This is a genomic window from Actinomadura sp. GTD37 (assembly GCF_041951365.1).
GTDB lineage: Bacteria > Actinomycetota > Actinomycetes > Streptosporangiales > Streptosporangiaceae > Spirillospora.
This window is the reverse complement of sequence record NZ_JBGNUS010000001.1, coordinates 1,534,283-1,548,730: the sequence shown is the minus strand read 5'-3', so window position 1 is coordinate 1,548,730 and position 14,448 is coordinate 1,534,283. Positions and strand designations below refer to the sequence as shown.

The following is a 14,448-nucleotide window of genomic DNA, read 5'->3' as shown; positions in this document are numbered from 1 at the left end:
TGGACGACCCGGGTCGTCCCGTCGTGGGTCGGGTGACGCGCCTACTTGAGGAGTTGGCGGGCCATGACCATGCGCTGGATCTGGTTGGTGCCCTCGTAGATCTGCGTGATCTTGGCGTCGCGCATCATCCGCTCCACCGGGAAATCACGCGTATACCCGTAACCCCCCAGCAACTGGACGGCGTCGGTGGTCACATCCATCGCCACATCCGAGGCCAGCGCCTTGCACGCCGACGACACGAACGTCAGATCCGCGACCTTCTCCCCCTGCATCGCCCGCTCCGACTTGACCGCCGCGTGATAGGTCAACTGCCGGGCACCCTCCAGGCGCATCGCCATGTCCGCCAGCATGAACTGCACACCCTGGAAATCAGCGATCTGCTTACCGAACTGGCGGCGCTCCTTCACATACCCCAGCGCGAAGTCCAACGCGCCCTGCGCGATCCCCAGCGCCTGCGCCGCGATCGTGATCCGCGTGTGGTCCAACGTCGCCAACGCCGTCTTGAAACCCGTCCCCTCCGCACCGATGATCCGATCGGCGGGAACCCGCACACCCTCCAAGATCACCTGCCGCGTCGGCGACCCCTTGATCCCGAGCTTGCGCTCCTTGGGACCGAACGACACCCCCGCATCCGACTTCTCCACCACGAACGCCGAAATCCCCCGCGCACCCGCACCCGGATCGGTCACCGCCATCACCGTGTAGAACTCCGACACCCCCGCATTGGTGATCCACATCTTCGCGCCGTCCAACACCCACGCATCACCATCACGCACCGCACGCGTCTTCATCGCCGCCGCGTCCGACCCCGCCTCGGCCTCCGACAACGCATACGAGAACATCCCCTCACCACGCGCCACCGGCCCCAGGTACCTGCGCTTGAGCTCCTCCGACCCGGCCAGCAGCACCGGCACCGTCCCCAGCTTGTTCACCGCCGGAATCAACGACGACGACCCGCACGCCCGCGCCACCTCCTCGATCACGATCACCGTGGCCAGCGCGTCCGCCCCACCACCCCCGTACGATTCGGGCACGTGCACCGCATGCAGACCACTGGCCACCAACGCATCAAGGGCCTCCTGCGGGAACCGCGACTCCTCGTCCACCACCGCCGCGAAAGGAGCGATCTTGGCATCGGCCAGCTCACGCACCGTACGCCGCAGCAGCTCATGCTCCTCCGACGGCGCATACGCAGGAAAGTCAGAACTCATGCCGCAGATGCTACCCGCCAGTAAGGGCTGCCGGGCGGGACAGGTGAGCGCCCGTAGCGGGCACGTGTCACTAGAGGCCGCTAGTCGGCGACGGCGGATCGAAGGGAGCAGGTCTTGACCTACCGGCTGACGGTCATCGGAACGGGCTATCTGGGCGCCACCCACGCCGCCTGCATGGCCGACCTGGGGTTCGAGGTGCTCGGGCTCGACGTGGACGCGGCGCGGATCGCGCGGCTCGCGGACGGCGACCTGCCGTTCTACGAACCCGGCCTGGAGCCCGTGCTCCGCCGGGGGCTGGAGACCGGGCGTTTGCGGTTCACCACGTCCTACGAGGAGGCCGCGGAGTTCGGCGACGTCCACTTCCTGTGCGTCGGGACGCCGCAGAAGTCCGGGGAGTACGCGGCCGACCTCCGCTATGTCGACACGGCGATCGCGACGCTGGCGCCGCTGCTGCACCGGCCCTGCCTGATCGTGGGCAAGTCGACCGTGCCGGTCGGGACGGCCGCGCGGCTCGCCGAGACCCTCGCCCGGGTCGCGCCGGTCGGCGGCGACGCCGTCCTCGCGTGGAACCCCGAGTTCCTGCGCGAGGGGTTCGCCGTCCAGGACACCCTGCACCCCGACCGGATCGTGGCCGGGCTGCCCACCGAGCAGGGCGCCGCCGAGCACGCCGAGAAGGTGCTCCGCGAGGTCTACCGGGCGATGCTCGCCGAGGGGACCCCGTTCATCACCGCCGACTTCCCGACCGCGGAGCTCGTGAAGGTGTCGGCCAACGCCTTCCTCGCCACCAAGATCTCGTTCATCAACGCGATGGCGGAGGTCTGCGAGGCCGCGCACGCCGATGTGACGAAGCTCTCCGAGGCGCTGTCCTACGACGACCGGATCGGCGGCAAGTTCCTCGGCCCCGGGCTCGGGTTCGGCGGCGGCTGCCTGCCCAAGGACATCCGGGCGTTCATGGCGCGGGCCGGCGAGCTGGGCGCCGACCAGGCGCTGACGTTCCTGCGCGAGGTCGACGAGATCAACATCCGGCGGCGGATCCGGATGGTGGACCTCGCCCGGCAGCTGCTCGGCGGCTCGTTCGCCGGGCGGACGGTCGGCGTCCTCGGCGCCGCGTTCAAGCCGAACTCCGACGACGTCCGCGACTCCCCCGCGCTGGACGTGGCGGCGTCCATCCGGGGCCAGGGCGCCAAGGTGACCGTGTACGACCCGCAGGCCATGGGGAACGCGCGCCGCGCCCAGCCGACCCTGGAGTACGGCGACTCGGCCCTGTCCGCGGCCCGCGACGCGCACGTCGTGCTGCTGCTGACCGAGTGGGCCGAGTTCCGGGACATGGCCCCGTCCTCGCTCGCCGAGGTCGTCGCCGAGCGCAACATCGTGGACGGCCGCAACGCCCTCGACCCCGAGCTGTGGCGCGCCGCAGGCTGGAACTACCGGGCCCTCGGACGTCCCTGATCCCCGGATGGCCGGCCGCCGGGAAGCAACGGACCGCGGGAGCTGTTGACCATGGCATGGGTGACGAATTCGCCGACCAGGACGTGATCCGGCGGCTGCTGAGCGAATCCGGGACGTGGGCGTTCGTCGGGCTGGCGGGCAACCCGCAGCGCGAGGTGTACAACCAGGCCCGGCTGATGCAGCAGCGCGGGAAGCGGATCGTCCCCGTCCACCCGGCGGCCGAGGAGGTGCTCGGCGAGCAGGGGTACGCCTCGCTCGCCGACGTCCCGGTCACGGTGGACGTGGTGGGCGTCTACCGGCGCGCCGAGCACGCCGGGCAGGCCGTGGACGAGGCGATCGCGGCCGGCGCGAAGGCCGTGTGGCTGCCGCTCCAGGTGATCGACGAGGCGGCGGCCCGGCGCGCCCGGGACGCCGGGCTCGACGTCGTCATGGACCGCTGCCCCGCCGTCGAGTGGGCCCGGCGCCGCTAGAGCTTCTCGCGGAACCGCTAGAGCTTCTCGCGGAGCCGCGCGCCCTTCGCCTTCGCCTGGCCGTAGAGGTCCTGCTGGAAGACCGACATCTTGGCCCGCAGCGCGTCGTCGGACGCGGCGAGGATGCGCACGGCCAGCAGCCCGGCGTTGCGGGCCGCGCCGACCGCGACCGTCGCGACCGGGACGCCGGCGGGCATCTGGACGATCGAGAGCAGCGAGTCCATGCCGTCGAGGTACTTCAGCGGGACGGGCACCCCGATCACCGGCAGCGGCGTCACCGACGCGAGCATGCCGGGCAGGTGCGCGGCGCCGCCCGCGCCCGCGATGATCACGCGCAGGCCGCGGACCGCCGCGCTCTCCCCGTAGGCGATCATGTCGTGCGGCATGCGGTGCGCGGACACGACGTCGGCCTCGTACGGGACGCCGAACTCGGCCAGCGCCTGCGCGGCGCCCTCCATGACGGGCCAGTCCGAGTCGCTGCCCATCACCACGCCGACGACCGGATCCGTCACTGGTGGTCCCCCATCTTCGTCCCCCACCGCAGGTAGTCGGCGGCGTGCCGGGCCCGTTCGCGGACGTCGGCGAGGTCGGCGCCGAGCGCGGTCACATGGCCGATCTTGCGTCCCGGGCGCGACTCCTTGCCGTACAGGTGCACCTTGACGGCCGGGTCGTGCGCCATCACGTGGAAGTAGCGGGAGTAGACGTCCGGGTCGTCGCCGCCGAGCACGTTGGCCATGACCGTGTACGGGGCGGTGGGTTCGGTGGAGCCGAGCGGCAGGTCGAGGACGGCCCGCAGGTGCTGCTCGAACTGCGACGTGCGGGAGCCCTCGATCGTCCAGTGCCCGGAGTTGTGCGGGCGCATCGCCAGCTCGTTCACGAGCAGCCCGTCCCCGGTCTCGAACAGCTCGACCGCGAGGAGCCCGACGACGCCCAGCTCGTCCGCGACGCGCAGCGCGAGGCTCTGCGCCTCGGCGGCCAGGTCCTTCGGGAGGCCGGGCGCGGGGGCGATCACCTCGGTGCAGATCCCGCCCTCCTGGACGGTCTCCACGATCGGGTACGCGGCGCCCTGCCCGTACGGGGAGCGGGCGACGAGCGCGGCCAGCTCCCGCCGGAACGGGACGTGCCGCTCGACCATCAGGTCGACGCCCTCCGCGAGCAGCCGCTCCACCTGGCCGGACGGCTCGCCGACGAGCCACACGCCCTTGCCGTCGTAGCCGCCGCGGGTGGCCTTGAGGACCAGCGGCCAGCCGTGCTCGCGGGCGAAGCCCGCCAGGAACGCCGCCGGCTCGGACGCCGGCACGTGCGCGTACGCGGGGCACGGGACGCCGAGGGCGCTGAGCCGTTCCCGCATGACCAGCTTGTCCTGGGCGTGGGCGAGGGCCGCCGCGCCCGGCCGGCACGGGACGCCCGACGCCTCCAGCTCCTCGATGTGCGGGCCCGGGACGTGCTCGTGGTCGAACGTCACCACGTCGCAGCCCTTGCCGAACGCCAGCAGATCGTCGCGGGACCGGTCGTCCCCCACCCGCACGTCGGACACGACCTTGGCCGCCGACTCGTCCGGCGCCCCGGCGAGGACGCGCAGCGACACGCCGAGCGCGATCGCGGCCTGCTGGGTCATCCGGGCCAGCTGCCCGCCGCCCGCCATGCCGACCACGGGGGGCTCGCCCGGCCGGGGGCCATGCTGAGCTGGAACAGTCACCCCAGCAGGCTATCGGCCGCCCGCGCCGAACGAATCCCGCGGCCCCGGCGTCGAACGTGTGTGGGGATCTCGCCAATGGGCAGGGAACGGACGCAGAGCGTGAAACGTTCATGTTCCGACGTCCCCGCGGCTACGGGCGTCTATCCTCGTGGTGCCCCCACATCAGCCGCCGCGCCGTCGGCCGTGGCGTACAGACGAAGTCGGAAGGACGGTTCCCCTTCGTGAGCCTGGTCGCCAAACTCCACCGGCGGTTCGCGCACCTCGTGCAGGAACTCGCCAAGTTCGGCAGTGTGGGCGCGATCGCGTTCGTCATCACGGTCGCGATCGGAAACGGCCTGCACACCGGGCTCGATGTGGGCCCGCTGACGTCCAACGGCGTCGCGACGATCATCGCGACGACGTTCTCGTACCTGGCGAACCGCTACTGGACGTTCCGCCACCGCGACCGCACCGGCCTCGGCCGCGAGTACGTCCTGTTCTTCGCGCTGAACGGCGTCGGGCTGGTGATCACCGAGCTGTTCATCGGCTTCTCGCACTACGTCCTCGGGCTGGACGGCGCCGTCTTCTACAACATCGCGCTGGTCATCGGCACCGGCGTGGCGACGCTGTTCCGCTTCTGGTCGTACAAGAAGTGGGTGTTCCTGCCGTCGAGCGCCCCGAGCGTCGACCCCGCCTCCGGCCTCCCCGAGGCCCCGGACGCGCCGGGCGTCCACCGCGCGGACGTCCACCCCTCCCGCCTGGGCCACTCCCTGGACGCCCACGCCGCCGAGGACTACGCCGAGATCTGAGCCCCGCCCGTCCTCGCCCGTCCTCGCCCGTCCTCGCCCGTCCCCGCCCGTCCCCGCCGGGTCGCGTCGCGACGGGCGTCGGTCGTTCTAGGCGGGGCCCATCACCACGCGTTCGCTGGCCAGGCGGGCTTCGGCGGCTTCGCGGAGGAAGACGCCGAAGACGGCCGGGCGGGACTGGAGGAGTTCCAGGCGGCCGCCGTCCACGACGGCCAGGGAGCGGGCCAGATAGAGGCCGAGGCCGGTGCCGTGGGCGCCGCTGACGCTGCGGTCGAAGATCCGGGGTTCGAGTTCGGGCGGGATTCCGGCGCCCTCGTCGCCGATCTCCACGACCACCGAGCCGGCGCCCTGCTTGGTGTGGATGGTGACGCTGCCGGCGCCGTGCGTGAGCGAGTTCTCCAGCAGGGTGGCGACGATCTGGGACAGGCCCTCGGGGTTGGTCAGGCCGACGAGGCCCTGCTCGCCGGTGATGCGGACGTCCCGGCCGGCCTTGCGGAAGCTGGGCCGCCACTCCTTGACCTGCTGCGTGATGACCTCGTCGATCGGGGACGCGACGGCGCCGCCGGTCGGGTCGTGCCGGGCGCGGGCCAGGAGCTGCTCGACGACCGCGACGAGGCGCTCGGTCTGCGCGACGGCGGCGGCGCCCTCCTCGCGGACGACGTCGGGGTAGTCGGCCGCGTCGATCATCTCCTCCAGCCGCATGGACAGCGCGGTCAGCGGCGTGCGGAGCTGGTGGCTGGCGTCGGTGGCGAACTGGCGGCCGGCGACCACCAGGTCGGTGATGCGGACGGCGCTGCGGTCGAGCACGACCGCGATGTCGTCGATCTCCGGGATGCCGTAGCGGCGGGGGCGCGGCCGGGCGTTGCCGCTGCCCAGCCGGTCGGCGGTCTCGGCGAGCTCGCGGAGCGGCAGCATGAACCTGCGGGCCTGCACCATCGCGAGGCCGACGGTGACGGCGACGCCGAGCAGCGCCAGGGCCGCGATCAGCATGATCAGCCGCAGCGCGGCGTCGCGGACCTCCGACGCCGGGCGCGACACCCGCACCCGGATCGCGCCGTGCGTGGCGGTCGCGCTGAGGACGCGGCCGCGGCGCGGCGGCCCGGCGGTGAGGGTGCGGCCGTCCGGCAGCGTGACGGAGACGTGCCGGCCGGGGTACTCGCGGGCGATGACCGCACCGGTGACGGGCTGCGGCTTCTCGAGGCTGTAGCCGACGCTGCCGGCGATGGAGGACGCCTCCCGGTCGAGCGACCGGCCGGCCTCCTCGTAGACGAGCTTGTGTGCGGCGTAAGCGAGGGGTATGCCGAGCAGGAGGATCGCGACCACCGCCACCGCGAGCGTCGACAGGAGGAGTCGGCGCCTCATCAGGGCTCCTTCGAGGGTGGGGCCGCGGACCGCACGGCACACGCCGGGGCGCCTCTCGGGAAGGCCCCCGGTCGTCCCGCACGGCCGCGGCGGCCGGTGCTAGTCGCCGCGCTCGAACCGGAAGCCGACGCCCCGCACCGTCGTGATGTAGCGGGGGCTGCCGGCGTCGTCGCCGAGCTTGCGGCGCAGCCAGGAAATGTGCATGTCGAGGGTCTTCGTGGAACCCCACCAGTTGGTGTCCCACACCTCGCGCATGATCTGTTCGCGGGTCACGACCTTGCCGGCGTCGCGGACGAGGACGCGCAGCAGGTCGAACTCCTTGGTGGTCAGCTGGAGCTCCTGCTCGCCCATCCAGGCGCGGCGCGACTCGGCGTCGATCCGCACCCCCTGGACGATCGGGGTCTCGGTGCTGCCCCGGCGCAGCAGTGCCCGCACCCGCGCGAGCAGCTCGGCCAGCCGGAACGGCTTGGTCACGTAGTCGTCGGCGCCCGCGTCCAGCCCGACGACGGTGTCGACCTCGTCGGCCCGCGCGGTCAGGATCAGGATGGGCACGCCGTGCCCCTCGGCCCGCACCCTGCGGGCCACCTCGAGGCCGTCCAGCTCGGGAAGCCCGAGATCGAGGACGATCAGGTCCACACCGCCGCCGAGCGCCCGCTCCAGCGCCTGCGGGCCGTCCGGGCTTACTTCGACGGTGTACCCCTCGCGACGCAGCGCGCGGGCGAGAGGCTCGGAGATGGACGTGTCGTCCTCGGCGAGCAGTACTGAGGTCATGAACCGATCGTATGACCATTCTTGACCATTACCGGGCTGCCTCCGCGCTCTTGACCTGCGGTTTGCAACTCGTAGTACATCCGCGAACACGACATATCCGTCAGTACCCGGGTTTAGGTCGCATTACGCGTGCGCGGGGGTCAGCGAAAAACCCCGACGGAGGCGGCCGGCAGCTCCAGCGCGACCCTTCCGGAATCGCCGAGGTCGTCGGCCTGGAGGTGAATTGCCGGATCCGACGCGAGCAGCAGGCGCGGACGCCCGCCGTCCGGCCCCGCCGGGAGGGCGACCGGGAGGACGACGGGGACGCCGCCGAGGTTCGTCGCCACGTGGACGCCGCCGCGCCGCATCACCAGCCAGCGCGCCTCCTTCTCGTCCGTCTCGACGCGCACGGCGGTCAGCCCGGGGTCGTTCAGCTCGGGCGTGGCCCGCCGCAGCGAGATCAGGGCGCGATGCCATTCGAGCAGGTCAGCGTGGTGCGGGTCGTCGAGTTCGGTCCAGTCGAGGACGGATCGGCGAAAGGTTTCCACAGCCTGTGGATCGGGCACCCCGCCCGTCCAGCCGTGCCGCGCGAACTCCCGCCGGCGTCCCTCGCTGACCGCGCGGGCCAGCTCCGCGTCCTGATGGTCGGTGAAATAGCACCACGGGGTGGACGCGCCCCACTCCTCGCCCATGAAGAGCATCGGCGTGAACGGCGCGAGCAGGAGCAGTGCCGCGCCCACTTTGAGCATGCCTGGGGACGGCAAGAGGGTGCCCATGCGGTCGCCCGACGCCCTGTTGCCGACTTGGTCGTGGTTCTGCAGAAAGCCGAGGAAACGGTGTGCGGGTGTTTCCCGGACGTTCACCGGACGACCGTGGCGCCGCCCCCGGTAGGCGGACATGGTCCCGTCGTGGACGAAGACTTTGGTAAGGGCCTTCTTCAGCGTTTCCAGGGAACCGAAGTCGCAGTAGTAGCCCTGCCGTTCACCGGTGAGGGCCGCGTGCAGAGCGTGGTGGAAGTCGTCACTCCACTGCGCGTCCAGGCCATATCCTCCGGCCTCTCTGGACGTCACCAGGCGCGGGTCGTTGAGGTCCGATTCGGCGATGAGGAAGAGGCCGCGCCCGAGGTGGGCGGATTCCGCGGCCACCGCACGTCCCATCTCTTCGAGGATGTGCACGGCGCCGTGGTCGGTGATGGCGTGGACGGCGTCGATCCGCAACCCGTCGAAGTGGTAGTCGCGCAGCCACATCAGCGCGTTCTGCACGACGAACGCGCGGACCTCGTCCGCCCCTTCCTGGTCGAAGTTCACCGCGTCGCCCCAGGGCGTTGCGTGGGCGCTGGTGAAGTACGGGCCGAAGCTCTTCAGGCAATTCCCGTCCGGGCCCAGGTGGTTGTAGACCACGTCCAGAATGACGGCCAGGCCGCGCGCGTGGGCGGCGTCCACGAATCGCTTCAGCCCGTCGGGACCGCCGTACGGCTCGTGCGGCGCCCAGAGGTGGACGCCGTCGTACCCCCACCCGTGCCGCCCGGGGAAGGACGCGACGGGCAGCAGTTCCACCGCGTCTATCCCGAGCGCCACCAGATGGTCGAGGCGTGCGGCCGCCGCGTCGAACGTCCCTTCCGGCGTGAACGTGCCCACGTGCATCTCGTACAGGACGCTGCCGGGGAGCGGACGGCCGTGCCAGTGCTGGTCCGTCCAGGCGAAGCGTCCGTGGTCGTAGACACGGCTCTGGCCGTGCACGCCCTCGGGCTGCCACGGCGAGCGCGGGTCGGGCAGGACCTCGCCGGCGCCGTCCAGGACGAAGCCGTAGTCCGTCCCGTGGCCCGCGCCCGGGACGCGGGCCTCCCACCAGCCGGAGGGCCGCGCCCGCATGGGGTGCCTCGCGCCGGCGGCCACGACCTCGACGCGCCCGACCGCCGGCGCCCACACCGTGAACCGGTCGCTCACCTATCGATCTCCCTGGGGACGAGCAGCGCGACGGGCAGATGCTCGAAGACGCGGCCCGCGTCCAGGATCGGGCCCATGTGCGTGCAGCCGGTCAGGACGTCCCGCCAGCCCTGGTCGCGGACGTCCACCCTCGTGCCGGCCCAGCCGCCGCGGCGCTCCAGCCCCACGGGCAGCCGGGTGGCGAGCGCCACCGCGCCGCCCCGGGCGAACCCGACCAGGTGCCCGGCGGCCGGCCCGCGCGCCGCGACGGGCTCATGCCGGGAACCGGGCCCGAACCATTCGGGATGCGCCCGGCGCAGCCGCAGCGCCCGCGAGGTGACCAGCAGCTTCTCGTCGTCGACCTCCTTCGGCCGGCGGCCGGTGTCGAGCCGGGTGAGGTGCTCGCGGCGCCGCCCGTAGTCGACCGGGCGCCGGTTGTCGGGGTCGACCAGCGCCAGGCCGGTCAGCTCGCAGCCCTGGTAGACGTCCGGGACGCCCGGCATCGCCAACTGGACGAGTTTCTGCCCCAGCGTGTTGACGCGCGCGTAGGGGGCCAGCTTCCCGACGAAGGACGTCATGTCGGTGATGAGGTCGGCGTCGGACAGGACGTCCCGGGCGTAGGCGAGGACGGCCTCCTCGTAGTCGGCGTCCTGGTCGGTCCAGGACGTGCGGGTCTTGGCCTCGCGCATCGCCTTGGTGAGGAACTCCTCCAGGCGGCCGCGGGTGATCGGCCATGCGCCGACGAGGGTCTGCCAGAGCAGGTATTCGAGGTCCGGCTCCAAGGGCGACGTGGCAGGACCCCATGTCCGCCAGCGTTCGACCGCTTCCGTCCACTCGCCTGGGAGTTCTGCCAGCACGGTGAGCCAGGCCCGTACGTCCTCCTCGCGCTTGGTGTCGTGCGTGGACAGCGTCGTCATCGTCAGCGGCCAGTCGCGCGCGAGCCGTATGCAGTGCGCGTGGAAGTCCTCTGGGCTGACGGAGAACCGCCCTGGGTCGCCGCCCACCTCGTTCAGCGCGGCCATACGGTTCCACCGGTAGAACGCCGTGTCCTCCACGCCCTTGGCCGCGAGCGGCGCCGACGTCTGCTGGAACCGGACGATGAACTCGGCATCGGTGCGCTCACCGCGTCCCAGGGCGAGGTCTACGACGGTCTCCAGGTCGCCGTGCAGGTCCTCCGGCAGGTGAGCGCTCGCACGGTCGGCGGCCTCGCTCAAGATGTCCACGGCCTGCTGTGGCGCGTCCTCTCCCGGCACGACGTAGGCGCGGTACACGGGCATGGCGACGAGCAGCTCCACCAGGGCCCGCTCCAGGCCCGGACGGCGTTCGCCCACGACCCGGTGGAGGACGCGCAAGAGCCGGTCGATCTCCGGTTTGAGTCCGTGCGTGGCCGCGTACAGACGGCCGTCGTGCTCGACCTCCTCGAACCCGGCCGGTCCGCCCGTCAGCGCCACGTAGTAGTCGGTGAGCGGCTTCTCCCCCGCCGGATCCACGAACAGCCCGCCGATCACGCCGAGCGAGTCGTAGCCGGTGGTGCCCGCGCAGGACCAGTCCGGCGGCAGCCGCTCCGCGCCCTCGGTGATCTTCTCGACGAGCAGCCAGCGGTCCGGCGCGGCCTCCGCCAGCCGCCGCAGGTAGCCGCGCGGATCGGCGAGGCCGTCCGGATGGTCGACGCGCAGGCCGTCCACGAGGCCCTGCTCGATCAGGCCCAGCAGCAGCCCGTGCGTGCGCCGGAAGACCTCCGGATCCTCCTGCCGCAACCCGATCAGGCCGGATATGTCGAAGAACCTCCGGTAGTTGGGCTCGCCCTCCCCGGGCAGGACGATCCGGCCGCCGCCCGCGTCCCAGTCGACGTCGAACCACTTCGCGAACGGCGAGCCCGGCCCGTCCTCCAGGACGCGGGACAGCGGCAGGTTCAGCGCGTGCGGCTCCGGGAACGCCATGTGGTTCGGGACGACGTCGACCAGCACCCGCAGTCCGTGCGCGCGGAACCGGGTCGCCATGGCGCCGAACGCCTCCGGCCCGCCCAGCTCGTCCGAGAGCCGGGAGTGGTCGACGACGTCGTAGCCGTGCGTCGATCCGGGCGCGGCCCGCAGGACCGGCGACAGGTAGACGTGGGACACGCCGAGGGACGCCAGGTAGGGGGCGAGCGCGGCGGCCTCGGCGAAGCCGAAGCGCTCCTCGGGCGTCCCGCGGAGCTGGAGGCGGTAGGTGCCGGTCGGGGGCGCGGCGGCGGCGTCCTCGGCGGGGACGATCTCTTCGGCCAGGTTCTTCTCGGTGCTGTGATCCTCGGACACGGTGTCCTCTGGGGGGTCGGCGGGGAGCGGTTCCTCGGCGGCGGGTTCGACGGGTTCGACGGGTTCGGCGGTCATGTCGGCGTGCATGTCGGCGTGCATGGGGCGCGTCCTCAGACCCGGCGCAGGACCTGGATCGAGCGGGCGCCCACCGGGACGTTCTCGCGGGCCTTCACGACGGGCGACTCCTCCTCGGCGAGCAGCGGGTCGGCGGTGTCGAGCACCTTGATCCACATCTGTCCGTACACGGCGGGCGGCAGCGTGAACGGCAGGTCCCCGTCGTGCGCGTTGAACAGCAGCAGGAACGAGTCGTCCCGGACCTGCCGCCCCCGCCGGTCGGGTTCGCCGATCGCGTCGCCGTTCAGGAACACGTTCAGCGACTTGTTGAACCCGGCGGACCAGTCCTTGTCGGCCATCTCCTGCCCGCCGGGCGTGAACCAGACCAGGTCCGGCAGCTCGGCGGACTCCGCGTCCGCCTCGCCCATCCGCCGCGCGGCCTTGCGGGCGCGCTTCGTCCGCTGGTCGCCGAGGAAGAACCGGCGCCGCCGGAACACCGGGTGCTCGGTGCGCAGGGCCGACAGCCGCCGGACGAAGTCCAGCATGAAGCCGCGCTCGTCGAAGCTGCGGTCGGCCGAGTCGGCGGAGTCGGCGGGACCGGCCCGCCGGGGCAGGCGCGCATCGTCGCGCAGGCCCGTCCAATCGACCCACGAGAGCTCGCCGTCCTGGCAGTAGGCGTTGTTGTTGCCGTTCTGGGTGCGGCCCATCTCGTCGCCGTGGGACAGCATCGGCACGCCCTGCGACAGGAACAGCGTGGTCAGGAAGTTGCGTTTCTGCCGTTCGCGGAGCGCGACGATGTCGAGGTCGTCGGTCGGGCCCTCGTGGCCGGAGTTCCACGACCGGTTGTCGTCGGTCCCGTCCCGGTTGTTCTCCCCGTTCGCCTCGTTGTGCTTGCCGTCGTAGGAGACGAGGTCGTGCAGGGTGAACCCGTCGTGGCAGGTCACGAAGTTGATCGAGGCGATGGGGCGGCGGCCGTCGTCGGCGTACAGGTCGGACGAGCCCGTCAGCCGGGACGCGAAGTCGGGCATCGAGCCCGGCTGCCCGCGCCAGTAGTCGCGCGTCGCGTCGCGGTACTTGCCGTTCCACTCCGTCCACAGCGGGGGGAAGTTGCCGACCTGGTAGCCGCCCTCGCCGATGTCCCACGGCTCGGCGATCAGCTTCACCTGGGAGACGACCGGGTCCTGCTGGACGAGGTCGAAGAACGCCGACAGCCGGTCCACCGCGTGCAGCTCGCGGGCCAGGGTCGCCGCGAGGTCGAAGCGGAACCCGTCCACGTGCATCTCCGTCACCCAGTACCGCAGCGAATCCATGATCAGTTGCAGCACGTGCGGGCTGCGCATCAGCAGGCTGTTGCCGGTGCCCGTCGTGTCCGTGTAGTAGCGCGGGTCGTCGTCGGCGAGCCGGTAGTACGAGGCGTTGTCGATGCCCCGGAACGACAGCGTCGGCCCGAGGTGGTTGCCCTCGGCGGTGTGGTTGTAGACGACGTCCAGGATCACCTCCATGCCCGCCTCGTGCAGCGCCTTCACCATGGCCTTGAACTCCAGGACCTGCTCGCCCCCCTGCCCGGACGAGGAGTACTCGTTGTGCGGCGCGAAGAACCCGATCGTGTTGTAGCCCCAGTAGTTGCGCAGGCCGCGGCTCGTCAGCGCGTCGTCGTGGACGAACTGGTGGACGGGCATCAGCTCCACCGCCGTCACCCCGATCGAGCGCAGATGATCGGTGATCACCGGGTGGGCGAGGCCCGCGTAGGTGCCGCGCAGCGCCGGCGGGATCTCCGGGTGCCGGGCGGTGAGGCCCTTGACGTGCGCCTCGTAGATCACCGTCTCGTGGTACGGGATGCGCGGCGGGCGGTCGTCCCCCCAGTCGAAGTACGGGCTGACGACCACCGACCGCATCGTGTGGCCCGCCGAGTCGGCGTCGTTGCGCGACCAGGGGTCGCCGAAGTCGTAGCCGAAGCACGACTCGTCCCAGTCGACCGCGCCCTCGACGGCCTGCGCGTACGGGTCGAGGAGCAGCTTCGCCGGATTGCAGCGCGGCCCGCGCCGCGGCTCGTACGGCCCGTGCACCCGGTAGCCGTACCGCCGGCCCGGCATCACGCCCGGCAGGTAGCCGTGCCAGACGAACGCGTCCACCTCCGGGAGCGGGAGCCGCGTCTCCGCGCCGTCGCCCGCCGGTCCGTCGAAGAGGCACAGCTCCACCCGCTCGGCCGCCTCGGAGAAGACGGCGAAGTTCGTTCCCGCGCCGTCGAACCGGGCCCCGAGGGGGTACGCGTCGCCCGGCCAGACCTGTGCCACTGTCCCGTCCTCCCGTCACGCCGCGACGGGCCCTGCGCGACGACTGCGGCGCGGGACCCGGAGCGGACGCCGGAAGCCCTTCCCCCTGAGGGGTGGATCACACCGATTGGGAGCCCACTGGCCAGAACGGACATACCTGAGCTACCTTAGGGGAG

At 71.9% G+C, this 14,448-nt stretch carries 11 protein-coding genes; 3 read left to right on the top strand and 8 right to left on the bottom strand.

Translation table 11 applies throughout. The features are described 5' to 3' along the window. Nucleotides 1-41: 41 nt before the first annotated feature. The gene (locus ACA511_RS07535) at nucleotides 42-1,211 is read right to left on the bottom strand and encodes an acyl-CoA dehydrogenase family protein (RefSeq protein ID WP_375023322.1); all 1,170 of its coding nucleotides are present in this window, start codon (nucleotides 1,209-1,211) and stop codon (nucleotides 42-44) included. A 114-nt stretch (nucleotides 1,212-1,325) separates the two neighbouring features. On the opposite strand from ACA511_RS07535, the gene ACA511_RS07530 reads away from it, so the two are divergent. After that, nucleotides 1,326-2,660, top strand: coding sequence for a UDP-glucose dehydrogenase family protein (locus ACA511_RS07530; protein ID WP_375023321.1), 1,335 nt, complete (start codon nucleotides 1,326-1,328; stop codon nucleotides 2,658-2,660). Nucleotides 2,661-2,716: 56 nt separating this feature from the next. Further along, the gene (locus ACA511_RS07525) at nucleotides 2,717-3,130 is read left to right on the top strand and encodes a CoA-binding protein (RefSeq protein ID WP_375023320.1); all 414 of its coding nucleotides are present in this window, start codon (nucleotides 2,717-2,719) and stop codon (nucleotides 3,128-3,130) included. A 17-nt stretch (nucleotides 3,131-3,147) separates the two neighbouring features. On the opposite strand, the gene purE is transcribed toward ACA511_RS07525, so the two are convergent. Together purE and ACA511_RS07515 are read right to left on the bottom strand one after the other, a co-directional pair. After that, on the bottom strand, nucleotides 3,148-3,615 hold the full coding sequence (gene purE, locus ACA511_RS07520) for a 5-(carboxyamino)imidazole ribonucleotide mutase (RefSeq protein ID WP_375024700.1): 468 nt from the start codon (nucleotides 3,613-3,615) through the stop codon (nucleotides 3,148-3,150). 23 nt (nucleotides 3,616-3,638) lie between these two features. Further along, nucleotides 3,639-4,829 (bottom strand): 5-(carboxyamino)imidazole ribonucleotide synthase, encoded by a 1,191-nt coding sequence (locus ACA511_RS07515; protein WP_375023319.1) that lies wholly within the window; start codon nucleotides 4,827-4,829, stop codon nucleotides 3,639-3,641. A gap of 221 nt (nucleotides 4,830-5,050) precedes the next feature. Here ACA511_RS07515 and ACA511_RS07510 point away from each other — a divergent pair, with 221 nt between their 5' ends. Continuing rightward, on the top strand, nucleotides 5,051-5,617 hold the full coding sequence (locus tag ACA511_RS07510) for a GtrA family protein (protein WP_375023318.1): 567 nt from the start codon (nucleotides 5,051-5,053) through the stop codon (nucleotides 5,615-5,617). Nucleotides 5,618-5,704: 87 nt separating this feature from the next. On the opposite strand, the gene ACA511_RS07505 is transcribed toward ACA511_RS07510, so the two are convergent. The 5 genes from ACA511_RS07505 to glgX form a co-directional block, all read right to left on the bottom strand. Beyond that, nucleotides 5,705-6,976: an ATP-binding protein gene (locus ACA511_RS07505; RefSeq protein WP_375023317.1), complete on the bottom strand. Its 1,272-nt coding sequence runs from the start codon at nucleotides 6,974-6,976 to the stop codon at nucleotides 5,705-5,707. A 99-nt stretch (nucleotides 6,977-7,075) separates the two neighbouring features. After that, the gene (locus ACA511_RS07500; RefSeq protein ID WP_026402549.1) at nucleotides 7,076-7,747 is read right to left on the bottom strand and encodes a response regulator transcription factor; all 672 of its coding nucleotides are present in this window, start codon (nucleotides 7,745-7,747) and stop codon (nucleotides 7,076-7,078) included. Nucleotides 7,748-7,887: 140 nt separating this feature from the next. Further along, a complete protein-coding gene (gene treZ / locus ACA511_RS07495; protein ID WP_375023316.1) occupies nucleotides 7,888-9,672 on the bottom strand; it encodes a malto-oligosyltrehalose trehalohydrolase in 1,785 nt (594 codons plus the stop codon). Next, nucleotides 9,669-12,044: a malto-oligosyltrehalose synthase gene (gene treY, locus ACA511_RS07490; protein WP_375023315.1), complete on the bottom strand. Its 2,376-nt coding sequence runs from the start codon at nucleotides 12,042-12,044 to the stop codon at nucleotides 9,669-9,671. The genes treZ and treY overlap by 4 nt, the downstream gene beginning before the upstream one ends. 11 nt (nucleotides 12,045-12,055) lie before the next feature. Continuing rightward, nucleotides 12,056-14,293: a glycogen debranching protein GlgX gene (gene glgX / locus ACA511_RS07485; RefSeq protein ID WP_375023314.1), complete on the bottom strand. Its 2,238-nt coding sequence runs from the start codon at nucleotides 14,291-14,293 to the stop codon at nucleotides 12,056-12,058. Nucleotides 14,294-14,448: the final 155 nt, after the last annotated feature.

Excerpts from the sequence above, each read along its gene's own strand:
- purE (WP_375024700.1), bottom strand. The coding sequence starts at position 3,615 with ATGGGCAGCGACTCGGACTGGCCCGTCATGGAGGGCGCCGCGCAGGCG.
- ACA511_RS07535 (WP_375023322.1), bottom strand. The coding sequence starts at position 1,211 with ATGAGTTCTGACTTTCCTGCGTATGCGCCGTCGGAGGAGCATGAGCTG.
- treY (WP_375023315.1), bottom strand. The coding sequence starts at position 12,044 with ATGCACGCCGACATGCACGCCGACATGACCGCCGAACCCGTCGAACCC.
- ACA511_RS07525 (WP_375023320.1), top strand. The coding sequence starts at position 2,717 with ATGGGTGACGAATTCGCCGACCAGGACGTGATCCGGCGGCTGCTGAGC.
- ACA511_RS07505 (WP_375023317.1), bottom strand. The coding sequence starts at position 6,976 with ATGAGGCGCCGACTCCTCCTGTCGACGCTCGCGGTGGCGGTGGTCGCG.
- ACA511_RS07500 (WP_026402549.1), bottom strand. The coding sequence starts at position 7,747 with ATGACCTCAGTACTGCTCGCCGAGGACGACACGTCCATCTCCGAGCCT.